Origin of the sequence: Saccharicrinis aurantiacus, from assembly GCF_001660705.2 — a bacterium.
GTDB classification, from domain to species: domain Bacteria; phylum Bacteroidota; class Bacteroidia; order Bacteroidales; family Marinilabiliaceae; genus Saccharicrinis; species Saccharicrinis aurantiacus.
In genome coordinates, this window is record NZ_LYBV02000024.1 from 15,984 (window position 1) to 37,818 (window position 21,835).

General features: G+C 34.8%; 20 protein-coding genes. 6 read left to right on the plus strand and 14 right to left on the minus strand.

Features of this window, described 5'->3' with window-relative positions; all coding sequences use genetic code 11:
• Nucleotides 1–15 precede the first annotated feature (15 nt).
• The 7 genes from pta to A8B35_RS10120 all read right to left on the minus strand — a co-directional run bounded on the left by pta (nt 16) and on the right by A8B35_RS10120 (nt 7,212).
• A complete protein-coding gene (gene pta / locus A8B35_RS10090) occupies nt 16–1,020 on the minus strand; it encodes a phosphate acetyltransferase (protein ID WP_068472540.1) in 1,005 nt (334 codons plus the stop codon).
• Between the two features lie 381 nt (nt 1,021–1,401).
• Nucleotides 1,402–2,115 carry an energy transducer TonB gene (locus tag A8B35_RS23695; RefSeq protein WP_068472542.1) on the minus strand — a complete coding sequence of 238 codons (714 nt, stop codon included), beginning with the start codon at nt 2,113–2,115 and terminating at the stop codon, nt 1,402–1,404.
• A gap of 208 nt (nt 2,116–2,323) precedes the next feature.
• The gene (locus A8B35_RS10100) at nt 2,324–2,941 is read right to left on the minus strand and encodes an energy transducer TonB (protein WP_068472544.1); all 618 of its coding nucleotides are present in this window, start codon (nt 2,939–2,941) and stop codon (nt 2,324–2,326) included.
• A 119-nt stretch (nt 2,942–3,060) separates the two neighbouring features.
• Nucleotides 3,061–3,942, minus strand: a complete 882-nt coding sequence (locus tag A8B35_RS10105) for a DUF3078 domain-containing protein (protein WP_068472546.1) — start codon at nt 3,940–3,942, stop codon at nt 3,061–3,063.
• 50 nt (nt 3,943–3,992) lie between these two features.
• Nucleotides 3,993–4,817, minus strand: coding sequence for a mechanosensitive ion channel family protein (locus tag A8B35_RS10110; RefSeq protein WP_068472548.1), 825 nt, complete (start codon nt 4,815–4,817; stop codon nt 3,993–3,995).
• A 216-nt stretch (nt 4,818–5,033) separates the two neighbouring features.
• Nucleotides 5,034–6,029, minus strand: a complete 996-nt coding sequence (locus A8B35_RS10115; RefSeq protein ID WP_068472550.1) for a GntR family transcriptional regulator — start codon at nt 6,027–6,029, stop codon at nt 5,034–5,036.
• Between the two features lie 91 nt (nt 6,030–6,120).
• Nucleotides 6,121–7,212: an N-acetylmuramoyl-L-alanine amidase family protein gene (locus A8B35_RS10120; protein ID WP_068472552.1), complete on the minus strand. Its 1,092-nt coding sequence runs from the start codon at nt 7,210–7,212 to the stop codon at nt 6,121–6,123.
• A 182-nt stretch (nt 7,213–7,394) separates the two neighbouring features.
• Here A8B35_RS10120 and A8B35_RS10125 point away from each other — a divergent pair, with 182 nt between their 5' ends.
• Complete coding sequence (locus A8B35_RS10125) at nt 7,395–10,175, plus strand: putative LPS assembly protein LptD (protein ID WP_245820784.1); 2,781 nt, start codon at nt 7,395–7,397, stop codon at nt 10,173–10,175.
• Between the two features lie 18 nt (nt 10,176–10,193).
• Nucleotides 10,194–10,574, plus strand: a complete 381-nt coding sequence (locus A8B35_RS10130; RefSeq protein ID WP_068472553.1) for a RidA family protein — start codon at nt 10,194–10,196, stop codon at nt 10,572–10,574.
• Between the two features lie 153 nt (nt 10,575–10,727).
• Here the strand turns inward: A8B35_RS10130 and rplI are convergent, their stop codons facing one another.
• From rplI to A8B35_RS10165, 7 genes are all read right to left on the minus strand, one after another.
• On the minus strand, nt 10,728–11,174 hold the full coding sequence (gene rplI, locus A8B35_RS10135; protein ID WP_068472555.1) for a 50S ribosomal protein L9: 447 nt from the start codon (nt 11,172–11,174) through the stop codon (nt 10,728–10,730).
• A gap of 18 nt (nt 11,175–11,192) precedes the next feature.
• Nucleotides 11,193–11,462, minus strand: a complete 270-nt coding sequence (gene rpsR / locus A8B35_RS10140; RefSeq protein ID WP_068472558.1) for a 30S ribosomal protein S18 — start codon at nt 11,460–11,462, stop codon at nt 11,193–11,195.
• A 3-nt stretch (nt 11,463–11,465) separates the two neighbouring features.
• Entirely contained in the window at nt 11,466–11,813 is a 348-nt protein-coding gene (rpsF, locus tag A8B35_RS10145; RefSeq protein WP_222844139.1) for a 30S ribosomal protein S6, read from the minus strand.
• Nucleotides 11,814–12,102: 289 nt separating this feature from the next.
• Complete coding sequence (locus tag A8B35_RS10150; protein ID WP_068472559.1) at nt 12,103–13,095, minus strand: dihydroorotate dehydrogenase-like protein; 993 nt, start codon at nt 13,093–13,095, stop codon at nt 12,103–12,105.
• A gap of 75 nt (nt 13,096–13,170) precedes the next feature.
• On the minus strand, nt 13,171–14,652 hold the full coding sequence (gene gltA / locus A8B35_RS10155) for an NADPH-dependent glutamate synthase (protein WP_068472560.1): 1,482 nt from the start codon (nt 14,650–14,652) through the stop codon (nt 13,171–13,173).
• Between the two features lie 9 nt (nt 14,653–14,661).
• A complete protein-coding gene (locus A8B35_RS10160; RefSeq protein WP_068472562.1) occupies nt 14,662–15,489 on the minus strand; it encodes a sulfide/dihydroorotate dehydrogenase-like FAD/NAD-binding protein in 828 nt (275 codons plus the stop codon).
• A 210-nt stretch (nt 15,490–15,699) separates the two neighbouring features.
• The gene (locus A8B35_RS10165) at nt 15,700–16,866 is read right to left on the minus strand and encodes a BamA/TamA family outer membrane protein (RefSeq protein ID WP_068472563.1); all 1,167 of its coding nucleotides are present in this window, start codon (nt 16,864–16,866) and stop codon (nt 15,700–15,702) included.
• A 421-nt stretch (nt 16,867–17,287) separates the two neighbouring features.
• On the opposite strand from A8B35_RS10165, the gene A8B35_RS10170 reads away from it, so the two are divergent.
• The 4 genes from A8B35_RS10170 to A8B35_RS10185 all read left to right on the plus strand — a co-directional run.
• Nucleotides 17,288–17,632, plus strand: a complete 345-nt coding sequence (locus A8B35_RS10170) for a translation initiation factor (RefSeq protein ID WP_068472564.1) — start codon at nt 17,288–17,290, stop codon at nt 17,630–17,632.
• Nucleotides 17,633–17,754: 122 nt separating this feature from the next.
• Nucleotides 17,755–18,123 (plus strand): hypothetical protein, encoded by a 369-nt coding sequence (locus tag A8B35_RS10175; protein ID WP_068472565.1) that lies wholly within the window; start codon nt 17,755–17,757, stop codon nt 18,121–18,123.
• A gap of 408 nt (nt 18,124–18,531) precedes the next feature.
• Complete coding sequence (locus tag A8B35_RS10180) at nt 18,532–20,901, plus strand: TonB-dependent receptor (protein WP_068472567.1); 2,370 nt, start codon at nt 18,532–18,534, stop codon at nt 20,899–20,901.
• Nucleotides 20,902–21,530: 629 nt separating this feature from the next.
• Nucleotides 21,531–21,835, plus strand: a 305-nt coding sequence (locus A8B35_RS10185) for a hypothetical protein (protein ID WP_139314861.1), incomplete at its 3' end; no start/stop codon positions are given.

Consider the following 21,835-nt stretch of genomic DNA (forward strand, 5'->3'; position numbering starts at 1 on the left):
TGATTCAAACTTAAATTATACAAGCCCTGCAGCTTGCGTTGCTGTGATGGCAACCAAATTTACAATATCACTTACAGAACATCCTCTTGATAAATCATTAATTGGCGCTGCCATCCCTTGCAAAACAGGACCAATTGCTTCAGCTCCAGCCATACGCTGTACTAATTTGTAAGAAATATTACCTGTTTCTAAAGTTGGAAATACTAATACATTAGCCTTACCAGCAATTTCACTATCCGGAGCCTTAGATTTACCAATGGCTGGGATAATTGCAGCATCAGCTTGCATTTCACCATCAATTTTCATTTCAGGAGCCATTTTCTGAGCCAACTCAGTAGCTTCTCTTACTTTATCAACCATCTCGTGTTTAGCACTACCTTTAGTAGAAAAGCTTAACATGGCAATTCTAGGCTCTATTCCTGCAATTGACTTGGTTGTTTTTCCTGTAGTAACTGCAATCTCTGCCAATTCACTTGCTGTTGGATTTGGATGAACCGCACAATCTGCAAAAACCATCATGCCGTTATCACCAAACTCTTTATCTTTCATTATCATGATAAAAGCTCCTGATACAACACTGATACCAGGCAATGTTTTAACAATCTGAAATGCAGGACGCAAAACATCTCCTGTTGCATTTAATGCGCCTGCCACTTCTCCATCAGCATCACCATTTTTTATCATTAGTGTTGCCAAATAAAGTGGATCTTCAACTAAGGTAGCCGCCTTCTCCTCTGTTAAACCCTTACTTCTTCTGAGTTCTAGCAAAAGATTTATGTAATCTTCTTTTTTATCATGAGATAAAGGATTAACCACTGTTGCTTTTTCTATATTATCCAATCCATATTTAGCTTTACTCTCTGCAATTACTTCTGGATTACCTATCAAGATAATATTTGCAAAACCTTCACCAATTATGATATCTGCAGCCTTTAACGTTCTTTCTTCTTCCCCTTCTGGAAGAACAATTGTTTTTTTATTTGCTTTCGCCTTTGCCTTTAGTTGATTAATAAATTCCATTATGGAGCGAGTATTTTGTTATATAATTATAAAAATAAATGCGAGTGATTGTACAACCAATAATTGATTGTATAAAAAAGATGTATTTTTCTATTATGAGAATGCAAGTCTTCATTTAAGCTTTTATCGAAGTATTTGAATAAAAACCTGATTTGAAATTTGATAAACAATACATACTGCGTGTAATTGTTCCTAAAAAACTCATCTTTCAATAATTATTATTGTGCTTGCTTTGAAGTGTGATGCAAAGTAAATGTAAAATATCGATATAATGAAACAAAGTTCAGTAAATCGTGGTTAAAATGTATTAAAACAATAGCTCTTTATCCAAAACTTAGAACAACCGAAAAAGAATCTCTAATAATAGAGTAAGCATCAAATTTATCTCAACACAAAATTAATCGGTACATTATATTGCACCCTGACAGGCTTACCCCTTTGCTTACCCGAAGAAAACTTTGGCAATGACTCAATTACTCGTAATGCTTCTTTATCAAGTGCAGGATGAACACCTCTAACCACCTCAACATTGGTAACAATACCTTGTTCTGAAACAACAAAACTCACATAAACTCTACCCGTTATTCCGGTTTCTGCAGCTACAACAGGGTATCTTACCTCATTTGCCACATACTTCATTAATTCCAATTTTCCTTCATCAGGTGTATCACAAATATCTGGTCGAAAAATGGGCATCTCTTCTACTACAATAAAGATTGGAGCTTCTACTACTTCCTCTTCTTCCTCAATTTCCCAATTAGCTGTATATTCAACATCATCATCTTCATTAATCTCTGAATCAACAATTTCCAATTCAACATCTATCTCAACATCATCGGCCACAATATTTAGAATATCAGAAGTGTTTATTACTTTAGGAATTTCAGGTGGCTTTGGAGTTAATTGCTTTGTTATGGGAATCATCTCTTCTTCTAAATAGATGACCTCATTTACAATTTGGAGATTTTTTGACTTTGGAGAGATGTTTAGCTCTAAAGAAAACAGGACTATAGCTAAACTTATAATAAAACCTAGTTCAACAAAAGCAATTTTCTTATGCTCTAAATTCGCGTGCTCATACTTTTTAGGTAACATGACTCTGCCTTTATTAGGTTATAGACAACCCTAAAATTGAATCACTCAAAAAATATATCAATGACCAAAATTAGGTATTCACATATTTCTTATTGTATTGAGCACTTCGTAATAACCATCTGCGAAAAGCCCAATAACAAGAATTATTAGACTCATAAAGAAGTTCACTAACTATACTTTTATACGCTTAAATTTCAGAAAAGTTACACTAATACATTTGATATTGAGGATAGGTTCCTCGCTTTGTTTCAATTACAACAACCCCATCCCTAGCATCCGAACCAAAGAGTAAAGTGGCCTTTTCTCCTTTTATAACACGTATTGATCTCACATTAAAATATTCAATTTCACTCAAGCCATTTACTTTTTTGTTATCAAGCACAAATAGCGGATTTTTTCCATTGCTGTACATAGGCTTTAATTTATTTGCTAGATCATGTTGTTCGGCAGATAATTTAAAATGTACTGGTATAGTTAACCGAGTATTCACTAACTCTCCATCCAATTTCCCAGGCTTCCATTTTTTTAGCAATAGGACTGCTCTTAAAGCTTCTTTATTTAAAGTTTCTGTTAACCCTTCTACAACCTCAATATCTGACATAATTCCTTCTGAGGTTATTACAAAACTCACTAACACTTCTCCCTCAATTTGAGCTATCATATCAGCAAAAGGATATTGCAGGGCCTTATTAATTGCTTTTTGAACTTTCCCGTTATTCTGTTTCAAAACAGGCACCTTATCAACAATTATATAAGCAGAGTCTGCTTGTGCATAGGCCAAACTGCTGTAAGCAAGAAAATAAATAAATAGAAGAAAATTTTTCATAGCACAATAATTTTTAAGAGGTACGAATGATTAAATAATACAACAAAAACCATACCGACTAAAATAAAAAAAGGCAAGATCTTAATTGACCTTGCCATATAATTTATTTTACTATTAATTTAGAAACTGTATGTTAAACCTGCTCCAAATAGTTGTTTTACTTGCAGACGTGCACCTTGTTCAATACCTTCGTCGCTTACATACTTAATATCATCATCATAAACTAAGTTACAAGTAAATAATGCACTTAAGTAATCATTAACTTTCATACTTATTCCAAATTCCCAATCCACATCAATATTTTGTGGGTTGTTGGTATAACTTGAAAATAAATCAAGACGTGTATAAACACCAACATTTTTAATTACATCGGCTTTCTTTGCCAATAATTTAGCACTAGCACCATACTCTTCCCTTACTTTTTCTCCAGGATCTACACCAAAAGCGCCCGCAGTTGATAGACTATCATTCAAAACAAAAGTAGTTTTTGATGTTATTGGAGACAGAAATACAGTGAAATTCTCTGATGGTTTATAATCCATACCCAAAGATAATTGCAGGTAACCAGGAGCCATAAAGTCAGAAATAGTGATATCCTGCTTAATGGGATCCTTATAACCTATGGCAAACTGAGTTTTAAAATCTGCCATTACTGTATAATACCAATTTTTACCTGCTTCATATCCAAATTTAGAAACCAATTGAATACGGTCTTCTGATTTTGCTAGGTTTTCAGATCCTTGTTTTGTTAAACCATAACCAAAGTCGAGTGTATTATCCCAAGCAATATTATCTTTTTTATGATTTACAAAACCTTTAAATAAGAATGTTCCTGCTACAGAATTATTTCCTCCACCAGCCCAATTGGTAAGTGAAACTTGTGAAAAATTAAGAGACGTAACTGCTCCTGCAGTCCAAGCTTTAATTGTATCTGCTTCTTCTTGTGCAGATACACTCATCAGTACAAAAAGAAGAATACTTGATAATAGGGTCTTTTTCATTTGTTTTTGTTTTTAATCAAAATCTCAAACTGAGATCCAATTTCGGGTTATTAATCGTTTTTTTCTTTAAAAAGATGTACGTCTCTTTGTGGGAATGGAATAGAAACTCCGTTTTGATCAAATTCTTTTTTCACCATTTCATTCATATAAAAGAAAACATCCCAATAATCTGGTCCGTTACACCATACTCTTGTAGTTAAGTTTACAGAACTATCAGCGAGTTCTCCAACTGCAATAAATGGCTCTGGCGAGGTATGTATTTTGTCATTGCGTTTTACAACATCTAAAATCAGATTTCTAGCTTTATCAATATCATCTCCATAACCAATACCAAATGAGAAATCAACTCTACGCGTTGGTTCTGCAGAGTAATTAATCAAACTTGAGGTTGATAAACCTCCATTGGGTATAATTACAATTTTATTATCGACAGTCTTTAATTTGGTATTGAAAATATGAATTTCTTCAACCACACCCATATAACCTTGAGCCTCTATAAAATCACTTTTCTTAAAAGGCTTTAGTACTAACAACATTACACCACCAGCGAAATTTTGAAGCGTACCAGATAGTGCCATACCAACAGCTAAACCTGCAGCACCTAGAACAGCAATGAAAGAAGTCATTTGAACACCTACCATGCCCATTACACTGATTACTAACAACACCTTTAAGGTATATCCGAGAATACCGATTAAAAAAGGCTGCAATGTTTCATCAATATGCTTGCTAGCAAATATTGACTTAAAGGCTTTTATTATTTTTCCAATAATCCAAAACCCAATAATTAAAGTGAGAATGGCTAATAAAACCTTACCACCATAGGTAACTATATATTCCCTAGATGATTCAAATAAGTGATTTAACTGTTCCATAAGAAAGAATTTAAGATAAGTCTAAAATTTAGATACATACGACGAGCAATTTTGTTCAAATTAATCAATAAACTAACATAATGCAAGTCTGGATATATTAAGCAGATTACTCTAAATTATTAAACAAATTTAAATGCAAGTTCAGTTATAAAACAAATATATATTCACAATAGAATAAATATTTTGACAAAAGGAACATACGATTTGATAATCTAATTATATAGATGCCCTATCGATGAACTTAGTTGGAATAAACTCATCAATCTTAATACCACTTGAAACAAACGTCGCAATTTTCATTCCCATCGTTTCAAAATCGGTAGAAATAACACTAATACCATCTTTTATGTACTTCTTAGTAGGTGTTTCGTTATATGATATTATGCCTAAATCAGTACCTAAAATAAAATGATTATCATGGATGAAATCTAATAATTTTGCCAGAATTCGGTCACTAACCGTGAAGTATAACTCCCCTTTTTGTGGATCTAGCTTACTCTCATCATATAATACTTCGTAATTGAACCCCTTATTCTTACAGAAGTTTTCGAAATAAAGGATACTTTCTTTTGGGTGATATGTTGTTGTTGGATAAACGAATATTAATTTCTGATAGTTACGCAGTTTTGACTCAGCAATCAATAAATTATCATAAACCGATTGACCGAAATCTTGCCCCACAAAGGAACTTTCACTAGGTAAATTCACTTTCCAATCAATACATAATAACTTTGATGCATCAATTTTATTAATACTTGATGCTACCTTCGGATGATCAAAATTCATTACAATGTAATGACTATACTTACCTATAGCATTATTAATTGTATCTCGAAAAACAACAGCGTTATAATGGTGGAAATGAATATCAACCTTATAGCTCATTGGTAAGGCATCTCGAAAAGCACCAAAAAGAACTTCTTTATAGGCTTTAAAAGTATCAAGCAATAAAAATATACGATGTGAGTTATCGCAAATATAATAACCTTTATTTCTCACAGATTCTATTACCTTACGGGCTTTCAGCTCACTATACGCCTTAAAAACAGTATCTCTAGAGAGAGAACACTCTTTCACCATATCATTAACCGATGGCAAAGCATCCCCTACCTCCAAGTCTCCATTTTGAACCGCATTTTCAATACTTTCAACTAACTGAAGAAATTTTGGTGTACTTAAATTTTCATTTATTTTAGGATAGAAATTATTCATGGTAATACTTTTAAATTTTAAATGGCCCAATCAAAAACTTACCCCTAAATTTTTGACAATGCTTTAAAAAGTTGCTTTTTACCACTCAATATTATTCTATGGTTTGCTTTCTTGCTTCTGTCAAAGATATCTTTTTATTACTTTTAAAAGCAACAATAAAACAATCTTTCACATCCTTTTTGGCTTCTACCAACAACTTACTAATTTCATCATAATCAGAAGAACTCCCAATAGTATACTTATAATATTTACCCTCAGTATATTCAAACACATCGGTGTATTTTTTATAGATTGATGTTCCTTCCTTTATTTGTTTCTTTGAACTCGTAATCTGAATTCGATATGTAATGGAATCTTCTTTGACACTTTCTTTCTTCTCTACTAAATCTAAACTATTATTTGCTTCATACTCATTTTTATAATCGCGAAAAGCTCTAAAAATACCTGACGCCAAAAGCGATTGTCCCTCTTCAGAACCCAAATATCTTTCCTCGTTAGGGTTACTTAAAAAACCCAGCTCAACAAGAATTCCGGGCATTGCCGTTTCTCGTAAAACCAAAAAGCCGGCTTGTTTCACTCCTCTACTCCTTCGTCCAACCCTGGCTTTAAACTGTCCTTCTGCTAACTGAGCCATCCTGATACTCTGATCAAGGTAAATGTTTTGCATCAATTCAAATATGATGTACGATTCTGGTACTTCTGGATCAAATCCCTCATATGTTGTTGAGTAATCATCTTCTAATCTAATTACTGAATTTTCCTTTTTTGCAACCTCTAAATTATCCTCCGTCCGATGCAATCCTAGAGCAAAGGTTTCCGTACCTGTAACTTTAGAATTAGATATATAATTGGCATGAATCGAAATAAACAAATCTGCATTGGCCTTATTCGCAATTTCTGCACGTTCATTAAGTGGTACAAAAACATCCTTTTTTCTTGTATAAATAACTTTTACATCAGGCAAATACTGATTAATATAACTTCCGAGTTTTAATGCAACATTAAGCACAACATCTTTCTCCCTAACCTTATGCCCGTGAGCACCAGGATCTTTACCCCCATGCCCAGCATCAATCACAACACATTTTAACTTACCTGTTGTTTGAGCAGATAATTTTGAGGCACCCAAAAGCTCAATTACTAATATAATAACAAAAAAGAGACGAATAAACTTGAAATTCATTGAGGTCAGTATTTTACAGGAATTTAAATATTACGTTAATGATGCAAATATATAAATGGCGGAATAATAAATTGAAACATTTTACTTATTTTCTTCTATAAAAAGATGGCTTAGCCAATTTTTGTATACTTTTGTGCTGCGCAAGGCAGTCTTTACATATATAAATGGATTATACTATTAAATTGAAAAAAAACACAATACATTCAATTATATTTATAGCTTCATATCTACTATGTTGTTTTCCACACAACCTTGTAGCTCAAGAACTACCTCCTGATAGTTTAAGTACGGTCATTAATGAAATCGACTCTACTGTTATCAGCCAAATTGATAGCTTAAATACACCAGTTGATACAACAGGTATTGATACACCCCAAGAATCAAATGGATTGGGAATTGATGCGGAAGTTGAATACACTGCAAAGGATTCCATCATCATGACAATGGATGGCTCAAAAAAAGTGTACTTATATGGCGATGCCGAAGTTAAATATCTAGATATTACTCTTACCGCAGCTTTTATTGAGTTAGATTTGGATAGCAGCCTTACCTATGCCAAAGGAATAGAAAACGACAGTACAGGTATTGCTGAAGGCTTACCCGTGTTTACCGATAAAAGTGGTTCTTACGAAATGAGAACCATTAAATACAATTTTAATACTGAAAAGGCCATTATTGAACATGTTGTTACTGAACAAGGAGAAGGCTATATAGTAAGTGACGTAGCTAAAAAAGCTCCTGATAATTCATTTTGCATAAAAGATGGCCACTATAGTACCTGTGACAATCACGATCATCCACACTTCTACCTTAACCTTACTAAAGCAAAGGTAATACCTGGAAAGAAGACAATAACCGGTCCGGCCTATATAGTAATTGAAGATGTCCCTTTATATCCTATAGGTATACCTTTTGGTTTTGTTCCAACCACAAGTTCATATAGCTCTGGGGTTATATTCCCATCCTACGGAGAAGAAAGCACAAGAGGAATATTTTTAAGAGATGGAGGATACTATTGGGCCGCCAATGATTATTTTGACTTAGCAGTAACCGGAGATATTTACGCCAACACATCATGGGCAGTACGTGCAGCATCTAAATACAAAAACAGATACAAATACGGAGGAAACTTTAACCTTCAGTATATTGAGAATGTTACAGGTGAAAAAGACATTCCTGAAACCTATTTAAAAACGAAAGATTTTTCCATAACATGGTCGCATAGGCAAGATGCAAAGGCAAATCCATATCAAACCTTTTCAGCAAGTGTAAATTATAGTACAAGCTCTTTTGATCAGAACAATGTAAACAGTATTGTAGACCCGAATAGAGTAGCCACAAACACAAAAAGATCAAGTATCTCTTACAGCAGAAGATTTCCGAGTACACCATTTAATTTCTCTGCCAACCTTTTAGCCTCTCAAAACTCCAGAGATACTACAGTAAACTTTACAGCTCCTGATTTAACTCTAACTATGAACCGAGTTTTCCCCTTTAAAAACAAAAACAAGGTTGGTAGTAAAGAAGCCTGGTATGAGAAGCTTAGCTTATCGTACACTGGAAACACGAAAAACTATATTAATACAAAGGAATACGAACTAAGTGACAAAAACTTCCCTCAGGATTGGGAAAATGGGGTGAAGCACACAATACCAGTTTCACTTAACCTAAAATTATTAAAATACTTTACTGTAACTCCTAGCTTTAATTACACGGAACGATGGTATTCTAAATCTACCACTCAACAATATGATGAAGAATCGAATACCGTAGTTTTATCCGATACAACTAATGGCTTTAATAGAGTATGGGATTATAATTTTGGAGCAAGTACATCAACAAAAGTATATTCGTTTTATAGACCCTGGAGAAAGGTTTTTGGTGATAAAGTAGACGCTATTAGACACGTAATGACGCCATCTGCCTCGGTAACATTCAGACCCGACTTCGCAGATCCTAAATACGGCTATTATGATTATTTTGAATACTACGATAGAGATCGTGATGAAATAGTAGCACACGAATACTCAAGATATGAAGGATCATTGTACGGTACACCCGGAAAAGGAAAGTCAGGTAGTTTAGGGCTAAGCCTGGGCAATACACTTGAAATGAAAGTTAAAAGTGATCGAGACAGTACAGGATTTAAGAAAATAAAGATTCTTGAAGGATTAAACTTTTCTACCTCTCATAACTTTTTGGCAGATTCATTAAAGTGGGGTGCTATTAATATGAATGGTCGTACCAAAATTGCGGGAACTAATATTAATTTCGGTGCTGTGTTTGATGGTTATGCGCTTGAAGAAACTTATGAAGGTTCTGGACAAGCCGTACGAGTTAATAAATCTTACTTTGCAGAAACCGGAAAACCTCTTCGATTAGAAAGTGCCAACCTTAATTTTGGTGTTTCAATTGGTTCTGATAAAATAAAAAAATGGCGTGAAAAACGACAAGGAAGAGGTAGCAGTGAAGATGACAACGAAGATGAGCTAGAAGATGATTTCCTTGATCCTCTTGATCGCATCGATCGTATTGAGGACGAATTTGCCAACACAAGAGGCACACAGGAAACTAGTTTGGATGATGATGGCTATACTCAATTTCAAATACCTTGGAACCTCTCACTTAGCTATAGTTTTAGGCTGGTAAACGACACGTTTGACCCCGTTGCAAAAACCTTTAGCCACAAAGTAACTTCAGATATTAATGTTAATGGAGATTTTTCGTTAACACCAAAATGGAAATTTTCTTTCACCACTGGTTATAATTTTGATTTAAAAGAAATAGCACACACTAACCTTAGAATCTCTCGCGATTTACACTGTTGGGGTATGAGCTTCAATGTTGTGCCAGTAGGTAGATATAAATCTTATTTCTTTTCAATCAGAGTTAACTCATCACTACTACAAGATTTAAAACTTGAGAAACGCAGTAGTCCGAGAGACAACCCAGGTTACTATTAATCAATAAATACTATAACGATGTCGAAAAAGATAATTAACACAACTAATGCTCCTGCAGCAATTGGCCCATACAGCCAAGCTATCGAAGTAAATGGCACTTTATATATTTCAGGTCAAGTACCTATTGTACCAGCCACAGGAAAGGTTATTGAAGGCGATATTACAGCTCAAACAGAGCAGGTAATGAAAAACATTGAAGCCATTCTAAGCGAAGCAGGATATTCTTTTAAGGATGTTATAAAATCAACTTGCCTACTAAGTGACATGGCAAACTTTAAAGCCATGAATGAGGTATATGGGAAATACTATAACGAAAATCCTCCTGCTCGAGCAGCTTTTGCAGTAAAAGAACTACCACTAGGAGTTATGGTTGAAATAGAGACCATCGCCATAAAATAAAACTCATTGAGCTTTATATAACGAGATCACAAAGGCTATTAGAAGAATAGTCTTTTTTTTATGCAAAAAAATAGAAATCAAAAAAGCCATCACTAAAAGTGATGGCTTTAATCTGTTTGTTTGAAAATGTATCTCGTATAAGTTTATACTGTTTTATTCAGCAACTACTTCGAAGTTAACTTCTACTTTAACTTCTCTATGAAGTTTTACTGTTGCTACGTATTTACCAATTTCTTTCACTTGGTCTTCTTTGATAGAAATGTTTTTACGCTCAATAGTATAACCTTGCTTTTCTAACTGCTCTGCAATCTGAATTGTATTTACAGAACCGAAAATCTTACCAGTTGTACTTGTTTTAGCTCCAATAGAAAGAGATAAACCTTCCATTTTTTTAGCTGTTTCAAGCGCATCATTCTTAATCTTTTCTTCTTTATGAGCTCTTTGGCGCATATTCTCTTCATGTACTTTGATAGCAGAAGGAGTAGCCAAAATTGCAAGCCCTTGAGGAATAAGATAGTTTCTACCGTATCCAGCCTTTACCTTTACAACATCATTTTTGTGTCCTAGGCTGGCTAAATCATCTTTTAAAATTACTTCCATTTTTTAATCCTCCTGTTTTTATTTCATCAAATCAGTAACATAAGGCAACAATGCAAGGTGACGCGCACGCTTAACTGCAGTTGCAACTTTTCTTTGATACTTTAATGAAGTACCAGTTAGACGACGAGGAAGAATTTTACCTTGCTCGTTTAAAAACTTCTTAAGAAATTCAGGATCTTTGTAATCGATATACTTGATCTTTGATTTCTTAAAACGACAGTATTTTTTCTTTTTGATCTCTACTGACGGAGGAGTTAAATATCTGATTTCACTTTGATTTTGTGCCATGTCCTATTTCTCCTTTTTTTCTTTGATGTTTTTTCTTCTCTTCTCACTGTAAGCCTCTGCATACTTATCCATTCTAAAACTTAGAAAACGAATAACACGCTCGTCGCGACGAAAAGCAAGCTCAAGCTTAGCAATAACATCTGGTTCTACTTTAAAATCAAATAGGTTATAAAAACCTGTAGATTTTTTTTGAATTGGATACGCAAGTTTACGTAATCCCCAATTTTCTGCGTTTACAATTTCTCCTCCGTTCTCGGTGATAACACCTCGGAACTTTTCAACTGCTTCTTTCATCTGAACATCAGACAAAACAGGAGTCAAAATGAAAACGGCTTCATAATGATTCAACATAATTATTGTAAATTAAATTAATGTGGCGCAAAAGTAAATAATAAAAACTTAATATCAAAACAACTCAAACCACAAATACATATTCATCAGTTTTTTGTGGTTCAGCACAGCAAACTTGCATTGCAAAAGAAATAAGTAATGCCATAAGGGATTTAATTAAACACATTAGGTAAACATTGAAGCTATGTTCCAAACATTAACTTCGCTGAACTATACCCTCCATATATAAACAAAGGGCAGAATCGAAAAATGATCCTGCCCTTGGCAATATTTTGTATGTTATAAATTACTAAATCGTATGCTCACCAAAATATCTCATAAACTGAACTCGCTCAAAGCGCTCTGAGTTTTGATCAGGATCATGATGTACAGAACCTCTAAACTCATCAATACTTACATATCCTCTTTTTTCCATCCACTCTTTTATACCTTCAAGTATGGAAGAAATTACTTCAGGACCATCCATGTATATTTTAGATACTATTTGCACTGTTGTAGCACCTGCCATTAACATTTTTATAGCTGTTTCAGCATTGTGCACACCTGTACTTGCTGATAAATCGGTATTCACTTTACCTGACATAATAGAAATCCATCGCAAGGCATTGTAATACTCCTCATTAGTTGAATATGGACTACCTGCGATTACCTCATCAGTATATATATCAAAATCTACATTATAGAACCTATTAAACATAGTGATACCATCTACACCAATATCATCCATCTTTTTAATGCTTGCAGCCAAATTAGATGAATAAGGAGCTATTTTAACTGAAACAGGTATAGATACGTGTGATTTAACGGCAGAAACTATTGACTGATAAAATTGCTCTTGTTCATCTGCTTTCTGATTTACATCAGATGGCAACTTAAATAAGTTTAATTCTAAGGCATCAGCACCAGCATCGGCTAATATTTTAGCATACGAAACCCACTCGCCAGAAGATGCACAGTTAATACTACCAATGATTGGAATGTCAACTTCCTTTTTTGCATCTTGAATTAAAGCGGCTGTTTTTTTAAGAACATCGCTCTTAATTTGGTAATCGAAATAATCTAAAAACTCAAGATTATTATCTTGATCGCCCAATTTATTCTTTAACACATCTTGGTGCTCCTGAATAATTTCTTCTTCGAATACTGATTTTACAATTACAGCTGCTGCGCCGTTTTCTGCTAGTTTTTTTATACTCTCTACTGAGTTTGTTAATCCACAACTCCCTACTATAATAGGGTTTTTGAGTCTCAATCCTAGGTACTTCGATTCTAATATCTTCATATAATGAGAATTCGAATTTATTATGTTTAATTTATTTTGTCAAGTATGAAACAATAATACGGCATTTTTGTTTAATTATTGTTCATTTTTCTTCAAAAAATTATCCATCGACTGTGCAGCTCTTCGTCCATCGCCCATTGCCAAGATGACAGTTGCACCTCCTCTTACGATATCTCCACCTGCAAAAACAGTATTAATTGAAGACTGTAAAGTATCCTCATTAACCTCAATAGTTCCCCACTTAGTTGTGGTTAACTCAGGCAAAGAATCCGGAATTAATGGATTTGGCGACACCCCAACACTTACAACAACGGTGCTTACCTCAATTAAGTATTCAGAACCCTCAATGGCAACAGGTCTTCTACGACCACTTGCATCAGGCTCACCTAATTCCATTTTTTGAATTTTCACTTTATTAACTCGGCCCTTTTCATCGGCAAAGTACTCAATTGGGTTAGCTAAAGTAATAAACTCAACACCTTCCTCAATTGCGTGATGAATTTCTTCCTTACGTGCTGGCATTTCATCCATACCTCTTCTGTATACAATCATGGCCCTATCAGCACCTAGCCTTTTAGCTGTACGAACTGAATCCATGGCTGTATTACCTCCACCAATAACCATTACATTTTTACCACTAACCACCGGAGTATCCGTATCTTGCTCAGCAGCATGCATTAGGTTAATTCGTGTGAGGTATTCGTTTGAACTTTGAATGCCAATATAGTTTTCGCCAGGTATACCCATAAAACGAGGCAAACCAGCACCACTACCAGCAAAAAAGGCTTTGTAGCCTTCTTCTTTTAAATCATCAAAGCTTACTGTTTTACCCACAACAAAGTTTGTTTCGAACTGAACCCCCATTTTTCTAAGGTTATCAATCTCAACATCAACAATATCATTCGGTAATCTAAACTCTGGGATACCGTATTTAAGCACTCCACCTATTTCGTGCAATGCCTCAAAAACAGTAATGGAGTATCCTTTTTTGGCCATTTCTCCTGCAAAGGTTAAACCTGCGGGCCCTGATCCAATAACTCCAATTTTTATATTATTACTCGTTGCTGTTTCGGGAACAGACATCTGACCTGATTCGCGCTCATAATCGGCAGCAAATCGCTCTAAATATCCAATCGCAACGGGTTCTTTCTTCAATTTTTGTGTATAAAAGCAATTGGCCTCACATTGCTTCTCTTGCGGACAAACACGGCCACAAACAGCAGGCAAAGTACTTGTTTCTTTCAACACCCTGGCAGCCTCTAAAAATTCACCCTGCTCAATTCGCTTCACAAATTTAGGGATGTTTATTTCAACCGGACAACCATTTATACAAGTTGGATTCGCACAATCAATACATCTTGCTGCCTCTTGTTGTGCTTGCTCAACCGTTAAGCCACTATTTACCTCAACATATGATTTGATACGAACATTCGCATCAACTTCATTCATTTTAGCTCTAATTAAGGAAGTACGGTCTTTGGCTTTTATATTTTTTCTCAAATCTGAACGCCACGCTTCGTTTCGTTCAGTTTTTAACGATTCTGATCTATTTTCCATCGGAATAATCTATTCACACTGTTTTAGGTAATCTGTTTCTGCTTCCTTCTCAATTTCTTTGTATCCACCTAAGCGCAATAACATCTCATCAAAATCAACATCATGTGCATTAAATTCAGGACCATCGACACAAACAAATTTTGTTTTACCTGCCACTGTAATGCGGCAAGCACCACACATACCCGTACCGTCAACCATTATAGTATTTAAACTAGCTAAAGTTGGTATGTTATGTTTTTTTGTGGTTAAGGATGCAAATTTCATCATAACGGCAGGGCCAATAATCATTGCTTCAGCAATATCCTCATCTTTAATAATCTGCTCCATGCCATCAGTAATAAGTCCTTTTTGACCGTATGAACCATCATCAGTCATAATCACAAGCTTATCTGAGTATTCTCTAATCTGATCTTCAAGAATGATTAAATCTTTGTTGCGAGCAGCAATTACAGTAACCACTCTATTACCCGCTTTTTTATAAGCCTCAACAATTGGTAAAAGAGGTGCAACCCCAACTCCACCGCCACAGGCTAAAACAGTACCTTTGTTGTCGATATGCGTAGCTTGTCCTAGTGGGCCAACTAAATCAGTTATATGATCTCCAACATTAAGTGCAGTAAGCTTTCGAGACGAAACACCAACCTTTTGAACCACAAGGGTAATTGTGCCTTTAACTCTATCAGCACCAGCTATAGTTAAGGGAAATCGCTCCCCCTTTTTTCCTATTTTTACAATTACAAAGTGCCCTGCCCTTCTAGCTTTAGCTATACGTGGCGCTTCAATTTCAAATTTCACAACGTTTTCTGAGAAAAACGTTTTCTCTATAATCTTATACATTTAGAACTCTGCTCCTTTTTCTTTTTTAAGATTCAAAATAAGGTGGTGATTTTTCCGAATCGCAAAAGTATGATAAAATTCATAGTTACCACAACGTGAAAGCTAAAAATATACATCTTTTACAACATAAAACGCCATATTTTGAACCCTCGTTCATTAAAATTATACGAATATTGATATGAAAGAAAAATACTTCAGTATTGAGCTACACTAAAATGCTTCAAGAACTGTGAAGTATAATGCACTCTCGCCTTTGGGCCCAAACCCTAAATCGGCCCGGAAATGTATTTTTTTATCCGGAACAAGTTGAAAACGAAAGCCCGCACCATAACTATACTTTACATTTTCAAACATATGATTTCCTTCCGCTCCAAAATTATTGCCTAACTCAGTAAAAAGCGTACCCGATACGCGCCACCACAAATACTTACGATACTCTGCACGGGCAAGCCAAGCATGATCATCGATAAACATATGAGGATGGTTGATTCCGCGCATTAATATTTTATTTGCAATCATTGGAAGTTGATAAAAAGGCGCTTCGCCAAAAGTAAAGCTTGCGTATCCCTGAAATGCAAGCACATTATTTGAATTGCCAATTGAGCAGTATTTACGTAAATCAACTGTTGCTTGGGTAAAAGAATTCTCATTTCCGAAAAATTTTGGATAAAATACCGCGTAAGCCTGATGATAGGAACCTTTCTCTGGAAAGAATACATTATTGCGACTATCATATTTATAAATGGGACCTAAACCCAATGTTACACCACCATCATATCCATTTATCGATGGATTTAAAACATCGCCATAGGTATCGCTTATTTTAGCAACATTAAGATCATACCTTAGTCCTAAAAAACTTTCGTTACTTAATTGCTTGGCTAATTCTCCATTAAAAACCAAGTTCTTCATCTTATAAGGAGAAAAAGCGCCATCAGTAGCATTATTTCCTATTCCGTAAAAAGCCGTTTGGTAATCAGAATACCAGAGGAAAGATGAAACATTCCAACCATTTTGAGTAAACATAACGAATGTAAAATCAAGATCGAGTTGCCCCTTGGTTGAGTAACTAAGACGAGGAATTAAAGCTGTAGGTCTTTTTTGATCAGAAAGCAAAGTTGTATCTCTTGACTTAAACTGAATTACAGGCATAATACCTATTGCAACACCAGATAACTCCTCGTAGGTGCACGTGGGGTAAATTGAAATAGTTGCTCTAGGCTTCTCAAATGTAAACATATCTGCAATTCTATCTAAAGACGATACTTCTGAAATATCTTCTTTTGGAATAGTATCGTTTAATGTTTGTGCATCTGAAAATACGCAGCTTATTGCAAATATAGAGATAAGAAAAAATCTTCGGATTATTTTAATCATTGCCGATTGTATTATGTTATATCAAAGGGCTCGAATTTATCTTATTATTTCTATTATGAACATTATAAATATTTCGAAACATCCATAAATGAATTTGAATCGACTTTAAACTGAATCTAAGTTGATAAAGCTTATTTCTGATCGCTGTTCTTTTTGCAAAACTTAATTTATGCTGTTGATTTATTTAAGAAGTAGCTTAAAGTTATACCGAAAATCTACACGCAACATCTTAATTCCATTAACTACTACTAATTATTCCGCACTTATGGCTATGCAATAAAAGCCTGAGATTTTACACTGATAATCAATCCATAAATCTCGAAATAACTCTAAAACTAAAAACTACTTCGAAGCTCAATTTTGATTGATCAAATTGATATCAAAAAAATCTTAGTATTTTCGTGCCAAAGAATGATAAACAATGGCAAAGAATAGAAAAGACAGAGAAGGTATTGTATTTTCAACAGGTAGTAACTTTGATTACGACTATAACGAAGAAGCTAGCGAGGAAACTTTACCCCCACAGCAGCAAAACCTACGTATAATGCTTGATAAAAAAGCCCGCAAAGGAAAAGCAGTTACTTTGGTTACTGGCTTTATTGGTGAAGAAAGCGACTTAAAAGACTTGGGAAAAGAGCTTAAATCGAAATGTGGTGTTGGTGGATCAGTAAAAAATGGTGAAATTATTATACAAGGCGATTTTAGAGACAAAGTGCTCGAGCTTGTGATTAAAGCGGGGTATAAAGCCAAAAAATCAGGCGGTTAAGCCCAATACAACTGCAATTATCAGTATTTATAAGAATTAAATTTTCTTCATAAATATTTAAAAACCCCAACATATAGGGATAGTATCGTACCAATAATGTTTGCATTTTTGCATCAGCAATTATGAAAAGAACCCGAAAAATATTATCCCTATTATTAACAGCTCTTCTGTTATTCCTAAACGTTGGCTTGGCCGTCGGTTTCGGAAGTAAGTTGCATGCTCACATATTGGGGAATAATGAAATTTTAATTCACTTTCATAATTTAGGCGCAAATGGCGAACATGGCCAAGGCCACTCATCTGATGCCTCTCGCTGCTCCTTTGGAGACTTTAGCACTACCCTAACATTTCTGGACTCAAGCATTAGCTTAAATTTAAAAGAACTAACACTTAGTTGTTCTTATAAATACACTACAAATATACTTGAGTTACACATTGGTAACTTATACCACACATCACCACTCAGAGCTCCTCCTTTCGTTTTAGCATAAACAGTATAGTTTTTACGTGTAAAGACTAAAATCCTGAATGTTTTAAGCTCAGCTAAAGAACAATTTAATTACAAAACCGACATTGTATTGTGCGGCCTACCATGCTGGTAAGCTCATAATTTCTGTAATACATTATGTTATTGCATAAAATATGTATGCATCATGTTATACCAAAAACATCATCAAATAATTGATATAAATTATTTCTATAAAGCTTCTACTTCTTTATAAAATATCAATGTAGCTATGGCTATATCTCTATTTTATTAATTGTAGAACCTTTAAATAATTCAATTTCTTATCAATCATTCAATAATGCATTTGGTATTATAGCGCTAGCTCTAACCGATTTTAGCACTATAGCATACCGTATTTTATAGCACTAACAACAAAAAGTTATAAGAACAAATGAATAATTTACTAAGAAATCTCTCTATTTTTGCGCTATTGTTAACAGCAACTACACTGTTTGCTGCGGATAAACTACCTCCTGTTAAAGGAATGGTATCAACCAACGGCGAACCAATTCCGTTTGCCACAATAGCCATAGCCTCAACAACCCTGGGAACCGCTTCAGATGACAAAGGTGTATATACTTTTAGTAGTTTACCCGAAGGCCATTACACAATTATAGCGCAAGCAGTTGGTTACAAAGCCAAAGAAGTTGAGATTGACTATGAAATTGGAAAAAACTTGGTGATTAACTTCGACTTAGCTGAAGATGTACTAGGCCTAGAGCAAGTGGTTGTTACAGCCGATAAACATCAAAAGAAAAGAATTAACGCTTCGATGGTAGTAAATACCATGACTCCTAAAACTTTTAGCCAAACACAATCGGTTACTTTAAGTGAGGGATTAAGCTTTACACCAGGTATCAGAACCGAAAACAATTGCCAAAACTGTGGTGCCAATAGTGTTAGAATGAATGGTATGGAAGGTTCATACTCTCAGGTATTGATTAACGGAAAACAAATTTTCTCTGGCTTAGCCAGCGTTTATGGTTTAGAAATGATACCGGCTAATATGATTGAGCAGGTTGAGGTTGTAAAAGGTGGCGGTTCTGCACTTTACGGAAGTAATGCAATTGCCGGAACTATTAACTTAATAACAAAAGAGCCTACAACAAATACTTTTGAAGCAGGTATCAACAACGGTATTATAGGTGTTGGTAAAGATGGTGCTGCTAACGATTTAAACATCAACTTAAATACCTCAATTGTTACTGAAGACAAAAACACAGGTATGAGTTTATATGGATCGCACCGAAACAGAGAAGGTTTTGATTATAATGGTGATGGCTTTACTGAGCTTGCTGAATTGAACAATGTTACTTTAGGAACCAGTGTTTATCACCGAATGGGATATAGAGATAAAATTACTTTTGATTATTTCCATATTCAAGAAGACAGAAGAGGTGGCGATCAATTAGACTTACCAAAACATGAGGCTGAAATTGCAGAAGCCGTAGAACACAAAATAAACACCGGAGCCATAAACTACACACGTTTTGTGGGTGAAAATAATGGTCAATTATCTGTATATGCATCGGCACAGCACATTGATAGAGGTTCGTATTATGGTGCAGAGAAGGATCCTAGTGGTTACGGGCACACTACTGATTTATCGTATGCAATAGGTACACAATACAAGGCCGACTACGGAAAATCGAACTTAGTAGCAGGTATTGAGAATAATGGTAGTAAGCTTAATGATAAAAAATTGGCTTATACTTACTTTGATGAAGAAAGTGGTACAATGCTTACCGAGGATACACGCCAAGTATCTAAACAAAACAGTAACATTTGGGGTGCATTCGGACAATATGAATATGCTTTTAATAAGTTAACTCTATCGGGAGGTTTAAGAGTAGATTATTACGATATAAACAATGAAGTGGATTCAAAAAACGATTTAGATAACGTTGTAGTTAGTCCGCGCTTAAATGCATTGTATTCTCCTAGTGATAAAATTAGAATTAGAGGTAGTTACTCGCAAGGATATAGAGCACCTCAAATTTTTGACGAGGATTTACACATTGAATCTTCTGCAGCCCGTAAAGTGGTACATGTAAATGGCGATAACCTAGAGCAAGAAACTAGTCACAGCATGATGGCCTCGTTCGATTACCACTCACAAATTGGTAGTGGGGAGTTTGAATTTTTAGTAGAAGGCTTTTATACATATTTAGAAAATGCATTTGTATTAGATCATGGTGCACCAGATGAAGATGGCGTTGCCTTGTATACTCGTTTTAATTCAGATGTTCCTGCTCGTGTTAAAGGTATCAATTTTGAGTTACGCTATGCTCCTTCTATTAAATTCGATTTTAACGGTGGCTATACCTTCCAATCAAGTCAGTTTGATGAGGAACAAGAGTATAATGACGCAGGAACACTTACTACAAAAGAGTTTTTAAGAACTCCGAATAACTACGGATTCTTTACGCTTAACTATAAACCAACACGCAAGCTTACTTTATCTGCTAACGCCACCCATACAGGATCTATGAATATTGCCTATTTTGGGCCAGAATTAGAAAACCCTGAAGAAGGTGAGTTAAGAACTACCGATCAGTTTTTTGATTTAGGTTTAAAAGCAGAATATACCCTTAAATCGAAAAGTGGTGTTGATGTGGCATTCTCAGCAGGTATTAAAAACATATTTAACAGTTATCAAAGTGACTTAGATACCGGTGTTAATAGAGACCCAGCTTATATGTATGGTCCGCAAATGCCAAGAACGGTTTATTTTGGTATTAAAATAGGAAACCTATTATAAAACAAGCAATTACCTTCAGCTAAGCTGAGTGATAATATAACAATTAGTATTTAGATTAAAATCCCGAATGTAAGCCACATTCGGGATTTTTTTTTGCTTTAACCCTTGACATTGTACATAATTGTTATATTTTTACATACTCATTCTTAATACTTTATCCAAAACCCTAATGAAATGAACACCCATACTACTATCCATATCACTAAGCCATACTACATTTCTGCATCACATAATACTTCCAAAAAGGCAACACTTAGATTAGTGCCATTAGGTATCAATACCTAAATCTTTGTTGATACGAAAAAATACTCTTGGTAAACACTCAAAAGTTATTGCAATTGGTTTTATACAGTTTTAGCGTGGCAAAGTGCCAAAGCTCATTTAAAACTTAAACAAGCAATGGCAAAGTGCCAAAACTCGTTTAAAACTTAAACAAGCAATGGCAAAGTGCCAAAGCTCATTTAAAACTTAAACAGACAATGGCAAAGTGCCAAAGCTCATTTAAAACTTAAACAGGCAATGGCAAAGTGCCAAAGCTCGTTTAAAACTTAAGCAAGCAATGGCAAGATGAACCACAACAATAAATAAAAATCGAATAACTTAAAATAATAACCTTTAAAACAGAAATGATGATTAGCAAATTAAGAAGTACTAGTAAAGTAACTGAGGTTGATGCTGCTTGCAAACTTATTATTGAAGCTTATAACAAAAAGGATTTAAGTGCCGACACTTATATTACCTCTGTTTTCGATCAATTAAAAACCCTGAGTAGTGCTTTATCAACTGCCATTAGGAAAGATGCTGTTGAGTCGGAATTAGACACTCTGGATTCGATGCGCGACGATTTGATAAAGTCTGCTCACTATCTCCTCCTTGGTTATATACATAGCCCTAACGAAATATACAATACTGCTGCAACAGCCGTTAAGAAAGT

Bases quoted from the DNA above. Each gene is read 5' to 3' on its own strand.
- pta (WP_068472540.1), bottom strand. From the start codon at position 1,020: ATGGAATTTATTAATCAACTAAAGGCAAAGGCGAAAGCAAATAAAAAA.
- A8B35_RS23695 (WP_068472542.1), bottom strand. From the start codon at position 2,115: ATGTTACCTAAAAAGTATGAGCACGCGAATTTAGAGCATAAGAAAATT.
- A8B35_RS10100 (WP_068472544.1), bottom strand. From the start codon at position 2,941: ATGAAAAATTTTCTTCTATTTATTTATTTTCTTGCTTACAGCAGTTTG.
- A8B35_RS10105 (WP_068472546.1), bottom strand. From the start codon at position 3,942: ATGAAAAAGACCCTATTATCAAGTATTCTTCTTTTTGTACTGATGAGT.
- A8B35_RS10110 (WP_068472548.1), bottom strand. From the start codon at position 4,817: ATGGAACAGTTAAATCACTTATTTGAATCATCTAGGGAATATATAGTT.
- A8B35_RS10115 (WP_068472550.1), bottom strand. From the start codon at position 6,029: ATGAATAATTTCTATCCTAAAATAAATGAAAATTTAAGTACACCAAAA.
- A8B35_RS10120 (WP_068472552.1), bottom strand. From the start codon at position 7,212: ATGAATTTCAAGTTTATTCGTCTCTTTTTTGTTATTATATTAGTAATT.
- A8B35_RS10130 (WP_068472553.1), top strand. From the start codon at position 10,194: ATGTCGAAAAAGATAATTAACACAACTAATGCTCCTGCAGCAATTGGC.
- rplI (WP_068472555.1), bottom strand. From the start codon at position 11,174: ATGGAAGTAATTTTAAAAGATGATTTAGCCAGCCTAGGACACAAAAAT.
- rpsR (WP_068472558.1), bottom strand. From the start codon at position 11,462: ATGGCACAAAATCAAAGTGAAATCAGATATTTAACTCCTCCGTCAGTA.
- rpsF (WP_222844139.1), bottom strand. From the start codon at position 11,813: ATGTTGAATCATTATGAAGCCGTTTTCATTTTGACTCCTGTTTTGTCT.
- A8B35_RS10150 (WP_068472559.1), bottom strand. From the start codon at position 13,095: ATGAAGATATTAGAATCGAAGTACCTAGGATTGAGACTCAAAAACCCT.
- gltA (WP_068472560.1), bottom strand. From the start codon at position 14,652: ATGGAAAATAGATCAGAATCGTTAAAAACTGAACGAAACGAAGCGTGG.
- A8B35_RS10160 (WP_068472562.1), bottom strand. From the start codon at position 15,489: ATGTATAAGATTATAGAGAAAACGTTTTTCTCAGAAAACGTTGTGAAA.
- A8B35_RS10165 (WP_068472563.1), bottom strand. From the start codon at position 16,866: ATGATTAAAATAATCCGAAGATTTTTTCTTATCTCTATATTTGCAATA.
- A8B35_RS10170 (WP_068472564.1), top strand. From the start codon at position 17,288: ATGGCAAAGAATAGAAAAGACAGAGAAGGTATTGTATTTTCAACAGGT.
- A8B35_RS10175 (WP_068472565.1), top strand. From the start codon at position 17,755: ATGAAAAGAACCCGAAAAATATTATCCCTATTATTAACAGCTCTTCTG.
- A8B35_RS10180 (WP_068472567.1), top strand. From the start codon at position 18,532: ATGAATAATTTACTAAGAAATCTCTCTATTTTTGCGCTATTGTTAACA.